The sequence below is a fragment of the Streptomyces yongxingensis genome (assembly GCF_055597465.1).
Genome location: NZ_CM145717.1, coordinates 2,626,305 through 2,641,150, shown reverse-complemented (window position 1 = coordinate 2,641,150; position 14,846 = coordinate 2,626,305). Strand labels below are relative to the sequence as shown.

The window sequence follows — 14,846 nt, the reverse complement described above, 5'->3', positions numbered from 1 at the left end:
GTCAAGCCCGCGTACCCGACGTACGCGACGCATCACGAGCCGCCTCCCCGCCCCGCGGCGGGGAGGCGGTCGCACACCCACAGCCGACAGGAGCAACAGCGTGAGCAACGGCAACAGCGGCGACGTCCGGCTCTGGGGCGGCCGCTTCGCCGACGGCCCGTCCGAGGCACTGGAGAAGCTCAGCGCCTCCGTGCACTTCGACTGGCGCCTGGCGCCGTACGACATCGCCGGATCCCGCGCCCACGCCCGGGTGCTGCACACGGCGGGGCTGCTTAACCGCGATGAGCTGGAGCGGATGCTGGCGGGCCTGGACCGGCTGGAGGCCGATGTCGCCTCCGGCGACTTCACCGGCACCATCGCCGACGAGGACGTCCACACCGCCCTGGAGCGCGGTCTGCTGGAGCGGCTGGGCCCGGACCTCGGCGGGAAGCTGCGGGCCGGACGGTCCCGCAACGACCAGATCGCCACCCTCTTCCGGATGTATCTGCGCGACCACGCCCGGATCATCGGCGGGCTGATCGCCGACCTCCAGCAGGCCCTGGTGGGGCTCGCGGAGGCGCACCCGGACGTCGCGATGCCCGGCCGTACGCACCTCCAGCACGCCCAGCCGGTGCTCTTCGCCCACCATGTCCTCGCCCATGTCCAGGCGCTGTCGCGGGACGCGGAGCGGCTGCGGCAGTGGGACGAGCGCACCGCCGTCTCGCCGTACGGCTCCGGCGCGCTGGCCGGGTCCTCGCTGGGCCTTGACCCGCAGGCGGTCGCGGCCGACCTCGGCTTCGAGCGGGGCTCGTCCGCCAACTCGCTCGACGGCACGGCCTCCCGTGACTTCGTCGCCGAGTTCGCGTTCATCACCGCCATGATCGGCGTCGATCTGTCGCGGATCGCGGAGGAGATCATCCTGTGGAACACGAAGGAGTTCTCCTTCGTGACCCTCCACGACGCCTTCTCCACCGGCTCCTCGATCATGCCGCAGAAGAAGAACCCGGACATCGCGGAGCTCGCCCGCGGCAAGTCCGGCCGGCTGATCGGCAACCTCACCGGACTGCTGGCCACGCTCAAGGCCCTGCCGCTCGCGTACAACCGCGACCTCCAGGAGGACAAGGAGCCGGTCTTCGACTCCTGCGACCAGCTGGAGGTGCTGCTCCCGGCCTTCACCGGGATGATGGCCACGCTGACCGTCAACCGTGAGCGCATGGAGGAGCTGGCCCCGGCCGGGTTCTCGCTCGCCACCGACATCGCCGAATGGCTGGTGCGGCAGGGCGTGCCGTTCCGTGTGGCGCACGAGGTCGCGGGGGAATGCGTCAAGGAGTGCGAGCGGACGGGCATCGAGCTCGATCAGCTCACCGACGAGCAGTTCGCCAAGATCTCCTCGCATCTGACGCCGGAGGTCCGCGGCGTCCTCAATGTGCAGGGCGCGCTGGCCGCGCGCGGCGGACGCGGCGGCACCGCCCCCGTGGCGGTGCGGGCCCAGCTCGCGGAGGTCAAGGAGGATCTGGCCGCTCAGTACGCGTGGGCGGGCGCCAAGCGCTGACGGGGAGAGACGGTCAGGGAGAGACGGAAAGGGAGAGGTGGGGACGGAGCCATGGGTGTCGAACGTCTCGCGGAGATCGCGACCCCCGGGGCGGGGGCGGCCCGGATCGGGCTCGGCCTGGCCGCGGTCGGCCGCCCCGCCTACATCAACCTCGGCCGGGACCGTGACCTCCCGGCCGAGCGCCCGGTCGAGGTGATGCGGCGGCGCAGTCATGAGCTGCTGGACGCCGCGTACGCCGCCGGGGTGCGCTATCTGGACGCGGCGCGCTCCTACGGCCGGGCCGAGGAGTTCCTCGCCGACTGGCTGCGGGACCGCCCGGACGCCGCACGGGACGTGGTGGTCGGCTCCAAGTGGGGCTATACGTATGTCGCCGAGTGGCGTACGGACGCCGCGACGCACGAGGTCAAGGACCATGGCGTCGAGACCTTCGAGCGGCAGCGCGAGCTGACCGACGCACTGCTCGGCGACCGGCTGGACCTCTACCAGATCCACTCGGTGACCCCCGACAGCCCGGCCCTCACCGACCCCGAGCTGCACGCCCGGCTGGCCGGGCTCGCCGCGGAGGGCGTGACGGTCGGCGTCTCCACCAGTGGTCCGCGCCAGGCCGAGGCGATCCGTGCCGCGCTGGCCGTGGAGGTCGACGGCCGGCCGCTCTTCCGTACCGTCCAGTCCACCTACAACCTGCTGGAGCCCTCGGCCGGGGCGGCGCTGGCCGAGGCCCATGAGGCGGGCCGGGCGGTCATCGTCAAGGAAGCCGTGGCCAACGGCCGGCTCACCGAGGCGGCCGAGGAGCTTCCGGAGCCCCTGCGCCAGGTGGCCGAGGAGACGGGCGCCACTCCGGACGCCGTCGCGCTGGCCGCGGTGCTGCACCGGCCCTGGGTGACGGTCGTCCTCTCCGGCGCCGCCACGACGGCCCAGCTGCGGTCCAACCTGGCCGCCGCCGGCCTCCGCCTGGACGAGTCCGGACTGGCCCGGTTGGAGCAGCTGGCCGAGCCCCCGCAGACCTACTGGCGGCACCGCTCGGAGCTGCCCTGGGCCTGACGGCTCCGGCCCGAGACGCCGTCGACGTCCGCGGCGCCGTCGTGGCTGGTCGCGCCCCGTGGCGGAGCCACATATCGATGCAGCCCCGCGCCCCTTCGGGGCGCTTCCGGCCCGGAGCGGCTACGGGGCGGAGCCCCGCCTTCCAGCCCCTCAGGGGGCACCTCCCAGCGGTAGCTGGGGGAGTTTGAGGAGCGGGGTCTGGGGCGGAGCCCCCCACGCGGCGGAGCCGCACATCGTTAGGTGCCGGGAAGGGGCGGGGAGGGGGAAGCATCGATATGCGGCTCCGCCGCGTGGCCCGCCGCCGACGCCAAGCCCCGCCGGACACCCGCTACAGCGCGCTCAGGAACGAACGGACCGCGTGGGCGTACGGCCGGGGCGCGTCGTCGTGGATCCAGTGGCCACACCCGGCGAATTCGCGGAGCCGCGTGTTGGGGCGGCGGGTGGACATCTCGTGGGCGTGGCCCGGCGGCAGCAGCGAGCTGTGCTCGCCGCGCATCAGCAGCGCGGGGCAGGAGGAGCCCAGCCAGTCGTCCCAGAAGTCACCGCACATGGCCTGCTGCGACGCCATCATGTGGCTGGGCTCGAACAGCAGCCGCCAGCCGCCCGTTTGCGGGTCCGGCTCGGCGCTGTCCAGGAAGTACGAGGCGTCCGGGATGCCCCGGGACTCGATGGCGGCGCGCAGCTTCTCCCGGTCCACGGCCCAGGTCGGCCACCCGGAGACATCGAGCACCGGATGGCTGACCACCGGACGGTCCGTCACCGCGCCGATGTCCTCGACGACGAGCGCGCTCACCAGGTCCGGATGGCGGGCGGCCAGCGCGTACGCGCCGACCGCGCCGGTGGAGTGGGCGACGACCGGGACCGGGCCAAGACCGAGTTCCCGCAGCAGCGCGGCGGCGTCGGCCACGTACTCGTCCAGGGTGAAGGGGCCACCGCCGCCGGTCAGCCCGTGCCCCCGCTGATCGAGGGCGATCACCCGCCGTTCGGGGGCGAGGGCGGCGGCCAGCGGCGCGTACATCCGGCCCCGGCCGAAGTGGCCGTGCAGGGCCAGGACGGGGTGGCCCGGCCCGCCGAAATCGGTCACGGCGAACCGCCGACCGCGCAGCATCACGAAGTCGGGGGAGGGCACGGTCATCGTGGTCACCCGCGGCACCATAGTGGCCGGGCCCGGTGGTGACCAGCGGGTAGCGGAATTAGTCCTTCCGCACATATGGTGACCCGCGACACCGGCCGGAGCGTCGGCTCAGCGGACCGCGAGGCGGCGGTGACGCCCGAACGTATGGCGCCCGGCCGCACACAAAGTCACGACGGCCCGGATGAAACCGCGCCGCGCCCGGACACAAAACCGCGGCGGTCCGAACACCGGACCGCCGCGGTTCGCCCGAAACGTCAGGCGTCAGCCGTTATGCGGCCGACTTCGCCTTCGTGGCGTAGATGTCCACGTACTCCTGCCCCGACAGCCGCATGACCTCGCTCATCACCTCGTCGGTCACGGCCCGCAGCACATAGCGGTCGCGGTCCATGCCCTCGTAGCGGGTGAACTCCAGCGGCTCGCCGAAGCGGACCTCGACCTTGCCCGGCCGCGGCAGCCCCTTGCCGCCCGGCTGGATCCGGTCGGTCCCGATCATCGCGAACGGCACCACGGGCGCGCCGGTCATCAGCGCGAGGCGGGCGATACCGGTGCGGCCGCGGTAGAGGCGGCCGTCGGGGGAGCGGGTGCCCTCGGGGTAGATGCCGAAGACCCTGCCCTCCTCCAGCACCCGGCGCCCCGTCATCAGCGCCGCCACGCCACCGCGTCCGCCGTCCCGGTCCACCGGGATCATGCCGACGCCGGTGAAGAACCAGGCCATCAGGCGGCCCTTGAGGCCCTTGCCCGTGACGTACTCGTCCTTGCCGATGAAGAAGACCTGACGGTCACAGACCAGCGGCAGGATCATCGAGTCGATGAAGGTGAGATGGTTCCCGGCGAGGATCACCGGGCCCGAGCCCGGAATGCCCTCGGCCCCCTCGACCCGTGGGCGGAACATCAGGCGCATCAGCGGACCGAGTACTGCCTTCAGAAACGCGAATCGGGACACGGGCCCTCCGGTCGGGGTCAAGGTCTGGGACGCACCGTCGTACGGTCGTCAACCTCGTACCGCACCCGGGCGCCGATGAGGACGATACTCGCCGGTCGCGCTCCGGCGCACACCAGGTTCACCCACCTGATACGCGGTGTTGACCCACGTTCCCCACGCGTTTCGCCCGATGTCTCCCGGTGGAAAGCCGCCCACGCCTACCATCAGGCCGTTCTCTGACGGGATTTGACAGGTGTTGAACACCACATCAAGGAGTGCTGCATGGAGCGGGAGCAGAAGCCCGGACGGCGCGCCCTGCTGGGGGCCGCGGCCCTCGGTGCGGGAGCGATGGCGCTGAGCGGTGCGGGCACGGCGACGGCCGCCGGGACGGAGACCGCGCCGAACGCGGCCGCGGGGACGTCCGGCCGGGGCCATGAGCTGCCGGTTCCCACCGTGATCGGCCACCGCGGCGCCAGCGGCTACCGGCCCGAGCACACTTTCGGCTCGTACCAGCTCGCCCTCGACATGGGCGCGGACATCATCGAGCAGGACCTGGTCCCCACCAAGGACGGCCACCTGGTCTGCCGCCACGAGAACGACATCACGGCCACCACGGACGTCTCCGCCCACCCGGAGTTCGCCGACCGCAAGACCACCAAGACGGTCGACGGCACCAAGCTCACCGGTTGGTTCACCGAGGACTTCACCCTCGCCGAGCTGAAGACGCTGCGCGCCAAGGAGCGCATCCCGGGCAACCGCCAGCGCAACACCCTCTACGACGGCCGCTGGGAGGTGCCCACGTTCGAAGAGGTGCTCCAGTGGGCCGACCGCGAGGGCCGCGAGCGCGGCCGCCGGATCTGGCTGTACGTGGAGACCAAGCACCCCACCTACTTCCGCAAGCTCGGCCTCGGTCTTGAGGAGCGGCTGGCCAAGCTGCTCCGCCGCTACGGCCGCCACCGCAAGGACTCGGCGCTGTTCCTCCAGTCCTTCGAGCCGAGCAGCATCCAGCGGCTGCGCAAGCTGGTGGACACCCCGGCCGTCGTGCTGCTGTCCACCGTCAACAGCCGGCCCTGGGACTTCGTCGAGGCGAACGACCCGCGGACGGTCGCGGACCTGGTCAAGCCCGAGGGGCTCAAGTGGATCGCGAGCTACGCCCAGGGCATCGGCCCCGATCTGTCGGTCATCATCCCCCGGACGCCGGACGGCAAGCTGGGGACGCCGACCAGTGTGGTGAAGGACGCGCACGCGGCGGGGCTGATCCTGCACCCGTACACCATGCGCAACGAGAACACCTTCCTCCCGGCCGACTTCCGCCGCGGCAGCGACCCCAACGCCTACGGTGATGCTTTCGGGGCGTTCAAGGCATACTTCGCGACCGGAATCGACGGAATATTCTCCGACAACGCGGACACGGCGCTGCTCGCGGCGGCGGACTTCCGCAAGTGATCCGTCCGTAAGGCGAGTGATCCGCCCGTGAGAGGCGGCGGGAGCGCCTGAACGTCAAGGCGCGGCCCCGCCGCTTCCCCGGTCGGGTGAGACCACGGTCGCCCGGCAACCGCCCCACGACCCGCCCTCGTCCCGCCCGGCATGGACCTTGTGAAGCAGCTGGGCCCGTTGCTGGCCGCCGAAGCGGCGGCCGAGGCACACGGCGTCGGCGTCGAGCCCGCCGAACTCGAACAGGCCGTCTGGCTACGGCTGCTGGAACACACCCGGGACACCGGACCGCCGCCCCACCCCGCCCGCTGGCTGCGCTGCGCCGTACGGGCCGAGGTGCGCGGGGCCAGGCGCCGGGCGCGCCGCGAGGTGCCGTACGACCCGGTGGCCGGCGGCCCGCCCAGCGGCCCCGAGCCCCGTCCGGCCGAACACGCCGTGCTGGCCGCGGAGACCCGCCGGACGCTGCGCGCGGCGGTGCGGCGGCTGCCCGGGCGCTGCCCCGCGCTGCTCGCGGCGATGCTCTCCCGAGCGGACCCCACGTATCGCGAAATCGCCGGTCAGTTGGGAATGTCACAGGGCAGTCTGGGCCCGGTACGTTCCCGATGTCTGGGTTGCCTGCGCAGAATGCTCACGGCGGAGGTTGCGGCTCCTGAACCGTGGGGAAAGGAGCGATAGACAACCGGCGCCTCGGAGGCGGACGCCGACCACGCGGCGCCTCCACCCAGGCCATGAACCCCCGGTCGCACTCCTACCCTCACCGCGACCGGTGGACTGACGACATAGGGGAGGCATGCGCACATGGGCATGAGCGTGACCATCTCCGCGGCGACCGCGGACGACGCCGAGCAGATCCTGAAGCTGCAGTATCTGTGCTACCAGGGCGAGGCGGAGCTCTACGGCGACTACTCGATCGAACCGCTGACGCAGTCGCTCGACGACCTGCGCGCCGAACTGAGCGAGGGCTGTGTGCTCGTCGCCCGGCTCGGCGCGGAGGTCGTCGGCTCGGTCCGCGGAGTCGTCGACGACAAGGGGACCGCCGCCATCGCCAAGCTGATCGTCCACCCCCGGATGCAGCGGCACGGCCTGGGCGGACGGCTGCTCGCGGCGATCGAGGAGCGGCTCTCCGAGGAGCGGGCCGCCAAGCGGTACCGCCTGTTCACCGGCCACCGCAGCGAGGGCAATCTGCGGCTGTACCGCCGCTACGGCTATGCCCAGGTGGGCACCGAGGAGGTCAACCGCCGGCTGAGCCTGGTCACCCTGGAGAAGGACGCCACGGCCACGGCGTACGCCGCCAGCGCCTGACGCGGGACGCAGGGCCGCGGGCCCGCCGGGGTCAGCCCCGGCGGGCCTTCCTGAGCCACAGCAGGCCCGTGACCGGCAGGAAGATCGGGATGAACAGATAGCCCATCCCGTAGTCGGACCACACCGTCTGGTCCGGGAAGGCCGACGGGTCGGCCAGGGTCCAGGTGCCCACGGTCAGCACCCCCAGCAGCTCCAGCGCACAGCAGACGAACGCCGCCTTACGGGCGCCCTCGCCGCCGCGCACCAGCGAGACCGTGATGAACGCGTACACCACGGCGGAGACCGCCGAGAGGATGTAGGCGAGCGGGGCCTCCTGGTACTGCGCGATCAGCTGGTAGACCGAGCGGGACGCGGCGGCCACCGTGAACACCCCGTAGAGCATCACCAGCAGCCGCCCCGGGCCCTGACCGAGCCCGGTGCGCGCGGTGGATTCCGGTTTCCCGGCCGCTTTCCCGGCCGCCGAGTCCTCGGTCATCGACGCCTCCCGTGATTCAGCCACCGACGCCTCCCCAGATGTCGTAGAGCCGCACCTCGAGCACGGCCAGCACCACGGCCGCCGCGGAGACCGTCGCCGACCCCCAGCGGGACCGCTCCGTCAGCGACATGAACGCCGCGATCGGCACCGCGAGCGCCGAGCCGATGAGGTACGCCACGAAAATGGCCACGCCCTGCTGGGGGTCGGCCCCGCCCACCAGCCGCACCACTCCTATGACCAGCTGCACGATCGCCAGCAGGGCCACCACGGCCATGCCGATGAAGTGCCAGTCCTTGGTCGGCTGGTCCCGGTAGGCGGCGAAGCCGCACCACGCGGCGAGGAGGAGCGCGGTCACACCGAGCGCGACCGTCAGCGCGTCGATCAACGGGACCTCCGCGCCGTGCGGCGGCGCACCCGACGGCGGCGCACACAGGGAGTGACAAGCATGGGACGAGGGTAATCGGCCCGGCCCGGCGCACTGCGCTCGGCCCCGCGCCCGAGGGCCCGCGTCACCCCCACGTACGCTGCGGCTCATGAAGATCTCCGCCGACGCGCTGTTGTTCGACAACGACGGAACCCTCGTCTCGTCCCTGGACTCGGTCCTGCGCTGCTGGACCCGCTGGGCCGAGGAGCAGGGGATCGCGGCGGAGGACTTCGCCCGGGTCGAGCTGCACGGCCGCCCGGCCGACGACATCATCGCCGAGCTGCTCCCCGCCGACCGCGCCCCGCGGGCCCGGGCGCGCATCGACGAGCTGGAACTGGAGGACGTACCGGGCGGGGTGAAACTGCTCCCCGGCGCCGCCGAGTTGCTGGCGGGGCTGCCCGCCGGGCGCTGGGCCGTGGTCACCTCGGCCAACCGCGAGCTGGCCGAGGCCCGCCTCGCCGAGGTGGCGATCCGACCGGGGACGCTGATCAGCGCCGATGACATCACCCGTGGCAAGCCCCACCCCGAGCCGTTCCTGCTGGCCGCCGAGCGGCTCGGAGTCGACCCGGCACGCTGCGTGGTCTTCGAGGACGCCCCGGCCGGGCTCGCGGCGGGCCGCGCGGCCGGGATGCGGACCGTGGCATTGGCCACAACGACCGACCGGGCGGAGCTGGTCGCCGATGTCGTGGTCGAGGACCTGTCGGCCGTGTCCGCGCAGGTCTCCGACGGCGGAGTGGAGATCACCTGCCGGGTCTGAACCGGGTCCCGGCCACCCCGCCGACCGTCCACGGACCGAGCAGCACTGTCCGTTATACGGACATGCTTGATGGGTCCGTGCCGGTGTCTGTTTTACTTGCAGCCATGACCACGACGAGCTGCCGCACCCCTGCGACCGAGGCGATCCCCACGCCCGGTGCTCGTTGTCGGTGTCGAATGTGTGACTGCTGAGGGCCCCTGCCTGAGCCTCGCGCCCCGAAGCGAGACCTGCTGAGCCGGATCCGTGCGTCCATCGCGCCGGACCGCGCCGCCCCGCGTCACCGGAACCCGAACCGCGCCCCCACACCGGGCATGCCCTCGGGTCCACCCTGCCGCGTTCCGCAATGAACGAGCCGTGCCCGGCGGCACCCCGCCGTGCACTCAACAGTGACGGAAACCCTGTGATCACCACCACGGACCTGACCAAGGTCTATCGCTCACGAGGCCGCGAGGTCACCGCCCTCGACGGCGTCGATCTGCATGTCCGCGAGGGTGAGGTGTACGGCGTCGTCGGCCAGAGCGGCGCCGGGAAGTCCACCCTCATCCGCTGTGTCAACCTCCTGGAGCGCCCCACCTCCGGCACGGTCAGCGTGGCCGGCCAGGACCTCACCGCGCTCGCCGGGCGGGGACAAAGGGCCGGGTCCGCGCTGCGCCAGGCCCGCAGCCGCATCGGCATGGTGTTCCAGCACTTCAACCTGCTCTCCTCGCGCACCGTCCGGGACAACGTCGAGCTGCCCCTGGAGATCCTCGGCGTCTCCGGCAAGGAGCGCACCCGCAAGGCCCTGGAGCTGCTGGAGCTGGTGGGCCTCGCCGACAAGGCGAAGGCGTACCCCGCGCAGCTCTCCGGCGGCCAGAAGCAGCGCGTCGGCATCGCCCGCGCGCTCGCCGGCGACCCCAAGGTGCTGCTCTCGGACGAGGCGACCTCCGCGCTCGACCCCGAGACCACCCGCTCGATCCTCCAGTTGCTGCGCGACCTCAATGAGCAACTGGGCCTGACCGTGCTGCTCATCACCCACGAGATGGACGTCGTCAAGACGATCTGCGACTCGGCCGCGCTGATGCGCGACGGGCGGATCGTGGAATCCGGCAAGGTCAGCGAGTTGCTGGCCACGCCCGGCTCCGAGCTGGCCCAGGAGCTCTTCCCGGTCGGCGGGGTGGCCTCGGGCGAGGACCGCACGGTCGTGGACGTCACCTTCCAGGGCGAGGCGGCCACCAAGCCGGTCATCTCCCAGCTGTCCCGTACGTACAACATCGACATCTCGATCCTCGGCGCCGCCATGGACACCGTCGGCGGCCACCAGGTCGGGCGGATGCGGATCGAGCTGCCCGGCCGGTTCGAGGAGAACGTCGTCCCGATCGGCTTCCTGCGGGAGCAGGGCCTCCAGGTCGATGTGGCGGCCGTCGCCGACGGCCCGCGCGCGAACCCGACCCCGCTGCTCAAGGAGGGCGCCAAGTGACCTGGTCCGAGATGGAGCCCCTGCTGGAGCAGGCGTGTTGGGACACCCTCTACATGGTCGGCTGGTCGGCGCTGATCGCCGTCGTCGGCGGACTGCCGCTCGGCGTGCTGCTGGTCCTCACCGACCGCGGCGGAGTGCTCCAGAACGTGGTGGTGAACAAGGTCGTCGGGCAGGTCGTCAACATCGCCCGCTCGATGCCGTTCATCATCCTGATGGTCGCCCTGATCTCCTTCACCCGCGCGATCGTCGGCACCACCATCGGCCCCGAGGCCGCCATCGTGCCCCTGGCCATCGGCGCCATCCCCTTCTACGCCCGGCTCGTGGAGACCTCGGTGCGCGAGGTGGACGGCGGGCTGGTGGAGGCCGTGCAGTCGATGGGCGGCTCCACCTGGACCGTCGTCCGCAAAGTGCTGCTGCCCGAGTCGCTGCCCGCGCTGATCTCCAGCGCGACCACCACGATCGTCGCGCTCATCGGCTACTCCGCGATGGCCGGCACGGTCGGCGCCGGTGGCCTCGGTGACCTGGCGGTCCGCTACGGCTATATGCGGTTCGAGACCAAGCTGATGTGGATCACCGTCGCCATCCTCGCGGTGGTCATCTCCATCATCCAGTTCGCGGGCGACCTCGCCGCCCGCGGCCTGTCGCACCGCGGCCGCTCCTCGGTCGCCCCGCGGCTGGTGCTGCTGCGCGGCGGCGCGTCCCGGGCCGGGAAGCCCGCTCCGGCACCGGAGCAGCGGCCCGCGCCCGCCGAGATCGAGACCGTGGAGCCCACCAAGGTCCCCTGAGCCCCCACACCCCCGCACCCCGTACCACCCCGCTCGTATTCCGCTTCCGCACCCGCGGCGGATGCGCGCGCCCTCGAAGAAAGGCACTTTTCGTGCGTAACACCACCAAGACCGTCACCACCGTCCTCGCCGCCGGAGCGCTCGCCCTCGGTGTCGCGGCATGCGGCGCCCCGGGTTCGTCGGACGACAAGAACGGCGCGCTGGTCGTCGCCGCGAGCCCCGTCCCGCACGCGGAGATCCTCAACTACGTCAAGGACCACCTGGCCGACAAGGCGGGCCTCAAGCTCGAGGTGAAGGAGTTCACCGACTACAACACGCCGAACCTGTCCACCCAGGACGGCTCGGTCGGTGCCAACTACTTCCAGAACCAGCCGTTCCTCGACGACTTCAACAAGAAGAAGGGCACCGACATCGTGCCCGTCGTCACCGTGCACCTCGAGCCGCTCGGCCTCTACTCGCACAAGGTGAAGAAGGCCGACGAGCTCAAGAAGGGCGCCACCGTGGCCGTCCCGAGCGACACGGTCAACGAGGCCCGCGCGCTGAAGCTGCTGGACGCGGGCGGCGTCATCAAGCTCAAGAGCGGCGTCGGCAACGAGGCCACCCCCAAGGACATCACCGCCAACCCCAAGGGCCTGAAGTTCAAGGAGCTGGAGGCCGCCCAGCTGCCGCGGTCGCTCGACGACGTGGACGCCGCGGTCGTCAACGGCAACTACGCCATCGAGGCGCACCTCAAGCCCGCCAAGGACGCCATCATCCTCGAGTCGCCCAAGAACAACCCGTACGCCAACTTCCTGGCCGTGAAGAAGGGCAACGAGGACGACCCGCGCGTGAAGAAGCTGGCCAAGCTCCTCACCTCCCCGCAGGTGAAGAAGTTCATCAAGGACCAGTACCAGGGCTCCGTGCTGCCGTCCTTCTGATCCGCGGCACACCGTCACCACCGCAACGAATTCGCCAACGTTTCCCACCCGCCGGTGGATCCCTCAAGGCTCCGCATCCGGACCACAACCGGATGCGGAGCCTTCCGATTCACCCCCCGTGCTGCGTTTCCCCTGGGTGATGCTGCATGCTGGGCCTTTCCACGGCCCAGATAACGACCCCCGGTTACGGAGCGGCGCATGACATCCACCTTCCCGGACATCTCCATCAGCACGGAACGGCTGGTGCTGCGCCCGTTCGAGGAAGCGGACATACCAGCGCTCGCGGACATGATGAACGACGAAAGCGTCATCGCCTGGACCCGGGCGCCGTATCCGTACAGCCTCGCCGACGCCCGCGACCAGGCGCTGCGGCTCGCCCCGGCGGAACGGACCACCGGCCGCGGAATCGTCTTCGCGGTCGCCGAATTCCTCACCCAGCGGCTCGTCGGCATCGTGCATCTGTGCAATACCGACTGGAAGCTGCTGGCCACCGAGGCCAGCTATATCGTCGCCCCCTGGGCGCGCGGTGAGGGCTATGCCTCGGAGTCGGTGCTGGCCGTGGCCCGCTGGCTGTTCCAGGACCAGAAGTTCGAGCGCCTGGAGTTGCGCACCGCCGCCGGCAACACCGCCGCCCAGCAGGTCGCCCAGAAGGTCGGCTGCATCAGCGAGGGCGTACTGCGCCACGCCTGGATAGCCCGCACCCAGACGGAGGACGGCGGCTGGACCGATCTGCGCACCGATCTCATCGTCTGGAGCCTGCTCGCCGAGGACCTCGACGGCGGCCCCGACCGCTCCGGGCCCGACGGCTTCGGCGTCTACCCCAGCTACTCCGACTGGGGCTGACACCCCCACCGCGCCCCGGCCGGGGCGGAGATCCGGCGCATTCGCGCCGTCCGCGCCCTCGGCGCACCACCCCCGCGCCCGCCCCCACTCCGGCGGTCCGGACCAGCCGGGGTACTCTCTGTCCGCGCTGAGCACCCGCGCCTCGGCCGCGTCCGGGGCCGTGACCCGCGCATCCGCGGCGCACCGGCCGCGACCCGCCCGTGGACCCTCACGGGCACCCCACCGCGACGCACCCGCACCCCACCGCGACGCACCCGACAGACCCGACCCGCCACACATAGGGGAGAACAAGGACGATGGCCGACCGCGTCACGGTGATCGGTTGGGACGGCACCCCGCTCACGGACGCGGCCCGCTCCGCCCTCGGCGCGGCCACCCTCGTGGCCGGCGCCGCCCATCACCTGGCGCTGCCCGAAGTCCCGCCCGGCGCCGAGCGGATCCGGCTCGGCAGCGTGGACCTCGCGGCCCGCAGGGTCGCGCAGCACCGCGGCTCCGCCGTGGTCCTGGCCGACGGCGACCCCGGTTTCTTCGGGGTCGTCCGCGCCCTGCGCGCCCCCGAGCACGGGCTCGAGGTCGAGGTCGTCCCCGCCGTCTCCTCCGTCGCCACCGCCTTCGCGCGGGCCGGGATGCCCTGGGACGACGCCCAGGTCGTCGTCGCCCACAGCCGTGATCTGCGCCGTGCGGTCAACGTCTGCCGCGCCCACACCAAGGTCGCCGTCCTCACCTCGCCCGGCGCGGGGCCCGCCGAACTCGCGCTGCTGCTCGGCCCGGTGCACCGCACCTTCGTCATCTGCGAGGCCCTGGGCACCGAGCGCGAGCAGGTCACCGTGCTGACCTCCGACAAGGTCGCCGACCACGCCTGGCGCGACCCCAACGTCGTCATCGTCATCGGCGGCTCCGCCATGGCGCCCGTCCGCGGCGGCTCGTCGGCCGGTGCCGCCCGCGGCGCGCTGCAGAGCGGCGGCTGGATCGCCGGACGCGAGCCCGGCTACCCGGGCGCCGTCCGCGGCTGGGCGCTGCCAGGACCCGCGTACGGGACCGCGCTGAGCGAAGCTGAGTCCCCGCAGCTTCGCGCCCTCCAACTCGCCCGCGTCGGCCCCCGCCCGGGCGACCTGGTCTGGGACATCGGAGCGGGCAGCGGCGCGGCGGCCGTCGAGACCGCCGGGTTCGGCGCCGCCGTCATCGCCGTCGACCGGGACCCGGACGCCTGCGAGCGCACCGCCACCCTGGCCCGCCGCTTCGCCGTACAGCTCCAGGTGGTCCAGGGCGTCGCCCCCGAGGTGCTGGAGGACCTGCCCGAGCCCGACGTGGTGCGGATCGGCGGCGGGGGCGCGCCCGTGGTCGCCGCGTGCGCCGCGCGCCGCCCCGAGCGCATCGTCACGCAGGCCGCGACCCGGGACGAGGCGGAGGCCATCGGCGCGGCGCTGGAGGACGGCGGCTACGCCGTCGAATGCGTGCTGTCGCAGTCCGTCGAATTGGACACGCGTAGCTGGACCGAACGGGAGCGCGCGGTCGCCTTCATGCTGTGCGGCCACCGCCCGCACCAGTGATTTTGTCCTTGTGACGTTCGCCCCGAGCTTCGCCCCGGTGACCTGCCCGGGGCGCCGCGCGGGGTAGGCTGGCGGATCGTTGTACTGCCTTTACCGCTGCCCGGCGTTCGGTGCTTTATTGGCCAAAGGCCGGAATGTGCCCCTCCCTTGGTGGGGCCGCGGTAGGCAAGCCTCGGGCGTGTCTACGTGCCGCGCACGGCGCATGCTCGTTCTTGCTCAGGGGGCTTGCTCTCGGCGGTAGGCGGTTGGAAGGAGCACTAGCGATGGGCGAGGG

Annotated in this window: 15 protein-coding genes; 11 read left to right on the top strand and 4 right to left on the bottom strand. The window is 72.0% G+C overall.

Annotated features, from left to right (window positions below; translation table 11 throughout):
- Positions 1 to 100 precede the first annotated feature (100 nt).
- Complete coding sequence (argH, locus tag ACZ6TD_RS11035) at positions 101 to 1,531, top strand: argininosuccinate lyase (RefSeq protein WP_471353025.1); 1,431 nt, start codon at positions 101 to 103, stop codon at positions 1,529 to 1,531.
- A 51-nt stretch (positions 1,532 to 1,582) separates the two neighbouring features.
- Entirely contained in the window at positions 1,583 to 2,572 is a 990-nt protein-coding gene (locus ACZ6TD_RS11030; RefSeq protein ID WP_471353023.1) for an aldo/keto reductase, read from the top strand.
- Between the two features lie 328 nt (positions 2,573 to 2,900).
- Here the strand turns inward: ACZ6TD_RS11030 and ACZ6TD_RS11025 are convergent, their stop codons facing one another.
- Both ACZ6TD_RS11025 and ACZ6TD_RS11020 read right to left on the bottom strand, forming a co-directional pair.
- Positions 2,901 to 3,707: an alpha/beta fold hydrolase gene (locus tag ACZ6TD_RS11025; protein WP_471357629.1), complete on the bottom strand. Its 807-nt coding sequence runs from the start codon at positions 3,705 to 3,707 to the stop codon at positions 2,901 to 2,903.
- A 268-nt stretch (positions 3,708 to 3,975) separates the two neighbouring features.
- A complete protein-coding gene (locus ACZ6TD_RS11020) occupies positions 3,976 to 4,650 on the bottom strand; it encodes a lysophospholipid acyltransferase family protein (protein ID WP_020867138.1) in 675 nt (224 codons plus the stop codon).
- Positions 4,651 to 4,911: 261 nt separating this feature from the next.
- On the opposite strand from ACZ6TD_RS11020, the gene ACZ6TD_RS11015 reads away from it, so the two are divergent.
- From ACZ6TD_RS11015 to ACZ6TD_RS11005, 3 genes are all read left to right on the top strand, one after another.
- Positions 4,912 to 6,075, top strand: a complete 1,164-nt coding sequence (locus ACZ6TD_RS11015) for a glycerophosphodiester phosphodiesterase (RefSeq protein WP_471353021.1) — start codon at positions 4,912 to 4,914, stop codon at positions 6,073 to 6,075.
- A 141-nt stretch (positions 6,076 to 6,216) separates the two neighbouring features.
- Positions 6,217 to 6,738, top strand: coding sequence for a sigma-70 RNA polymerase sigma factor region 4 domain-containing protein (locus ACZ6TD_RS11010; protein WP_044568636.1), 522 nt, complete (start codon positions 6,217 to 6,219; stop codon positions 6,736 to 6,738).
- A 123-nt stretch (positions 6,739 to 6,861) separates the two neighbouring features.
- The gene (locus ACZ6TD_RS11005; protein ID WP_470007472.1) at positions 6,862 to 7,365 is read left to right on the top strand and encodes a GNAT family N-acetyltransferase; all 504 of its coding nucleotides are present in this window, start codon (positions 6,862 to 6,864) and stop codon (positions 7,363 to 7,365) included.
- 31 nt (positions 7,366 to 7,396) lie between these two features.
- Here the strand turns inward: ACZ6TD_RS11005 and ACZ6TD_RS11000 are convergent, their stop codons facing one another.
- Positions 7,397 to 7,840, bottom strand: a complete 444-nt coding sequence (locus tag ACZ6TD_RS11000) for a hypothetical protein (RefSeq protein ID WP_471357626.1) — start codon at positions 7,838 to 7,840, stop codon at positions 7,397 to 7,399.
- A 16-nt stretch (positions 7,841 to 7,856) separates the two neighbouring features.
- Positions 7,857 to 8,225, bottom strand: coding sequence for a hypothetical protein (locus tag ACZ6TD_RS10995; RefSeq protein WP_471353018.1), 369 nt, complete (start codon positions 8,223 to 8,225; stop codon positions 7,857 to 7,859).
- Positions 8,226 to 8,373: 148 nt separating this feature from the next.
- Here ACZ6TD_RS10995 and ACZ6TD_RS10990 point away from each other — a divergent pair, with 148 nt between their 5' ends.
- The 6 genes from ACZ6TD_RS10990 to cbiE all read left to right on the top strand — a co-directional run bounded on the left by ACZ6TD_RS10990 (position 8,374) and on the right by cbiE (position 14,572).
- Entirely contained in the window at positions 8,374 to 9,021 is a 648-nt protein-coding gene (locus tag ACZ6TD_RS10990; protein WP_471353016.1) for an HAD-IA family hydrolase, read from the top strand.
- A gap of 400 nt (positions 9,022 to 9,421) precedes the next feature.
- Positions 9,422 to 10,477, top strand: coding sequence for a methionine ABC transporter ATP-binding protein (locus tag ACZ6TD_RS10985; protein WP_471353014.1), 1,056 nt, complete (start codon positions 9,422 to 9,424; stop codon positions 10,475 to 10,477).
- On the top strand, positions 10,474 to 11,262 hold the full coding sequence (locus ACZ6TD_RS10980) for a methionine ABC transporter permease (RefSeq protein ID WP_471353013.1): 789 nt from the start codon (positions 10,474 to 10,476) through the stop codon (positions 11,260 to 11,262). Before ACZ6TD_RS10985 ends, ACZ6TD_RS10980 begins: the two co-directional genes overlap by 4 nt.
- A gap of 92 nt (positions 11,263 to 11,354) precedes the next feature.
- Positions 11,355 to 12,179 (top strand): MetQ/NlpA family ABC transporter substrate-binding protein, encoded by an 825-nt coding sequence (locus ACZ6TD_RS10975; protein WP_137980312.1) that lies wholly within the window; start codon positions 11,355 to 11,357, stop codon positions 12,177 to 12,179.
- Between the two features lie 198 nt (positions 12,180 to 12,377).
- Positions 12,378 to 13,022, top strand: coding sequence for a GNAT family N-acetyltransferase (locus ACZ6TD_RS10970; RefSeq protein ID WP_471353010.1), 645 nt, complete (start codon positions 12,378 to 12,380; stop codon positions 13,020 to 13,022).
- A 296-nt stretch (positions 13,023 to 13,318) separates the two neighbouring features.
- The gene (gene cbiE, locus ACZ6TD_RS10965) at positions 13,319 to 14,572 is read left to right on the top strand and encodes a precorrin-6y C5,15-methyltransferase (decarboxylating) subunit CbiE (protein WP_471353008.1); all 1,254 of its coding nucleotides are present in this window, start codon (positions 13,319 to 13,321) and stop codon (positions 14,570 to 14,572) included.
- The last annotated feature ends 274 nt before the right edge of the window (positions 14,573 to 14,846 follow it).

Excerpts from the sequence above, each read along its gene's own strand:
- ACZ6TD_RS11030 (WP_471353023.1), top strand. The coding sequence starts at position 1,583 with ATGGGTGTCGAACGTCTCGCGGAGATCGCGACCCCCGGGGCGGGGGCG.
- ACZ6TD_RS11025 (WP_471357629.1), bottom strand. The coding sequence starts at position 3,707 with ATGACCGTGCCCTCCCCCGACTTCGTGATGCTGCGCGGTCGGCGGTTC.
- ACZ6TD_RS11015 (WP_471353021.1), top strand. The coding sequence starts at position 4,912 with ATGGAGCGGGAGCAGAAGCCCGGACGGCGCGCCCTGCTGGGGGCCGCG.
- ACZ6TD_RS11010 (WP_044568636.1), top strand. The coding sequence starts at position 6,217 with ATGGACCTTGTGAAGCAGCTGGGCCCGTTGCTGGCCGCCGAAGCGGCG.
- ACZ6TD_RS11005 (WP_470007472.1), top strand. The coding sequence starts at position 6,862 with ATGGGCATGAGCGTGACCATCTCCGCGGCGACCGCGGACGACGCCGAG.
- ACZ6TD_RS11000 (WP_471357626.1), bottom strand. The coding sequence starts at position 7,840 with ATGACCGAGGACTCGGCGGCCGGGAAAGCGGCCGGGAAACCGGAATCC.
- ACZ6TD_RS10990 (WP_471353016.1), top strand. The coding sequence starts at position 8,374 with ATGAAGATCTCCGCCGACGCGCTGTTGTTCGACAACGACGGAACCCTC.
- ACZ6TD_RS10970 (WP_471353010.1), top strand. The coding sequence starts at position 12,378 with ATGACATCCACCTTCCCGGACATCTCCATCAGCACGGAACGGCTGGTG.
- cbiE (WP_471353008.1), top strand. The coding sequence starts at position 13,319 with ATGGCCGACCGCGTCACGGTGATCGGTTGGGACGGCACCCCGCTCACG.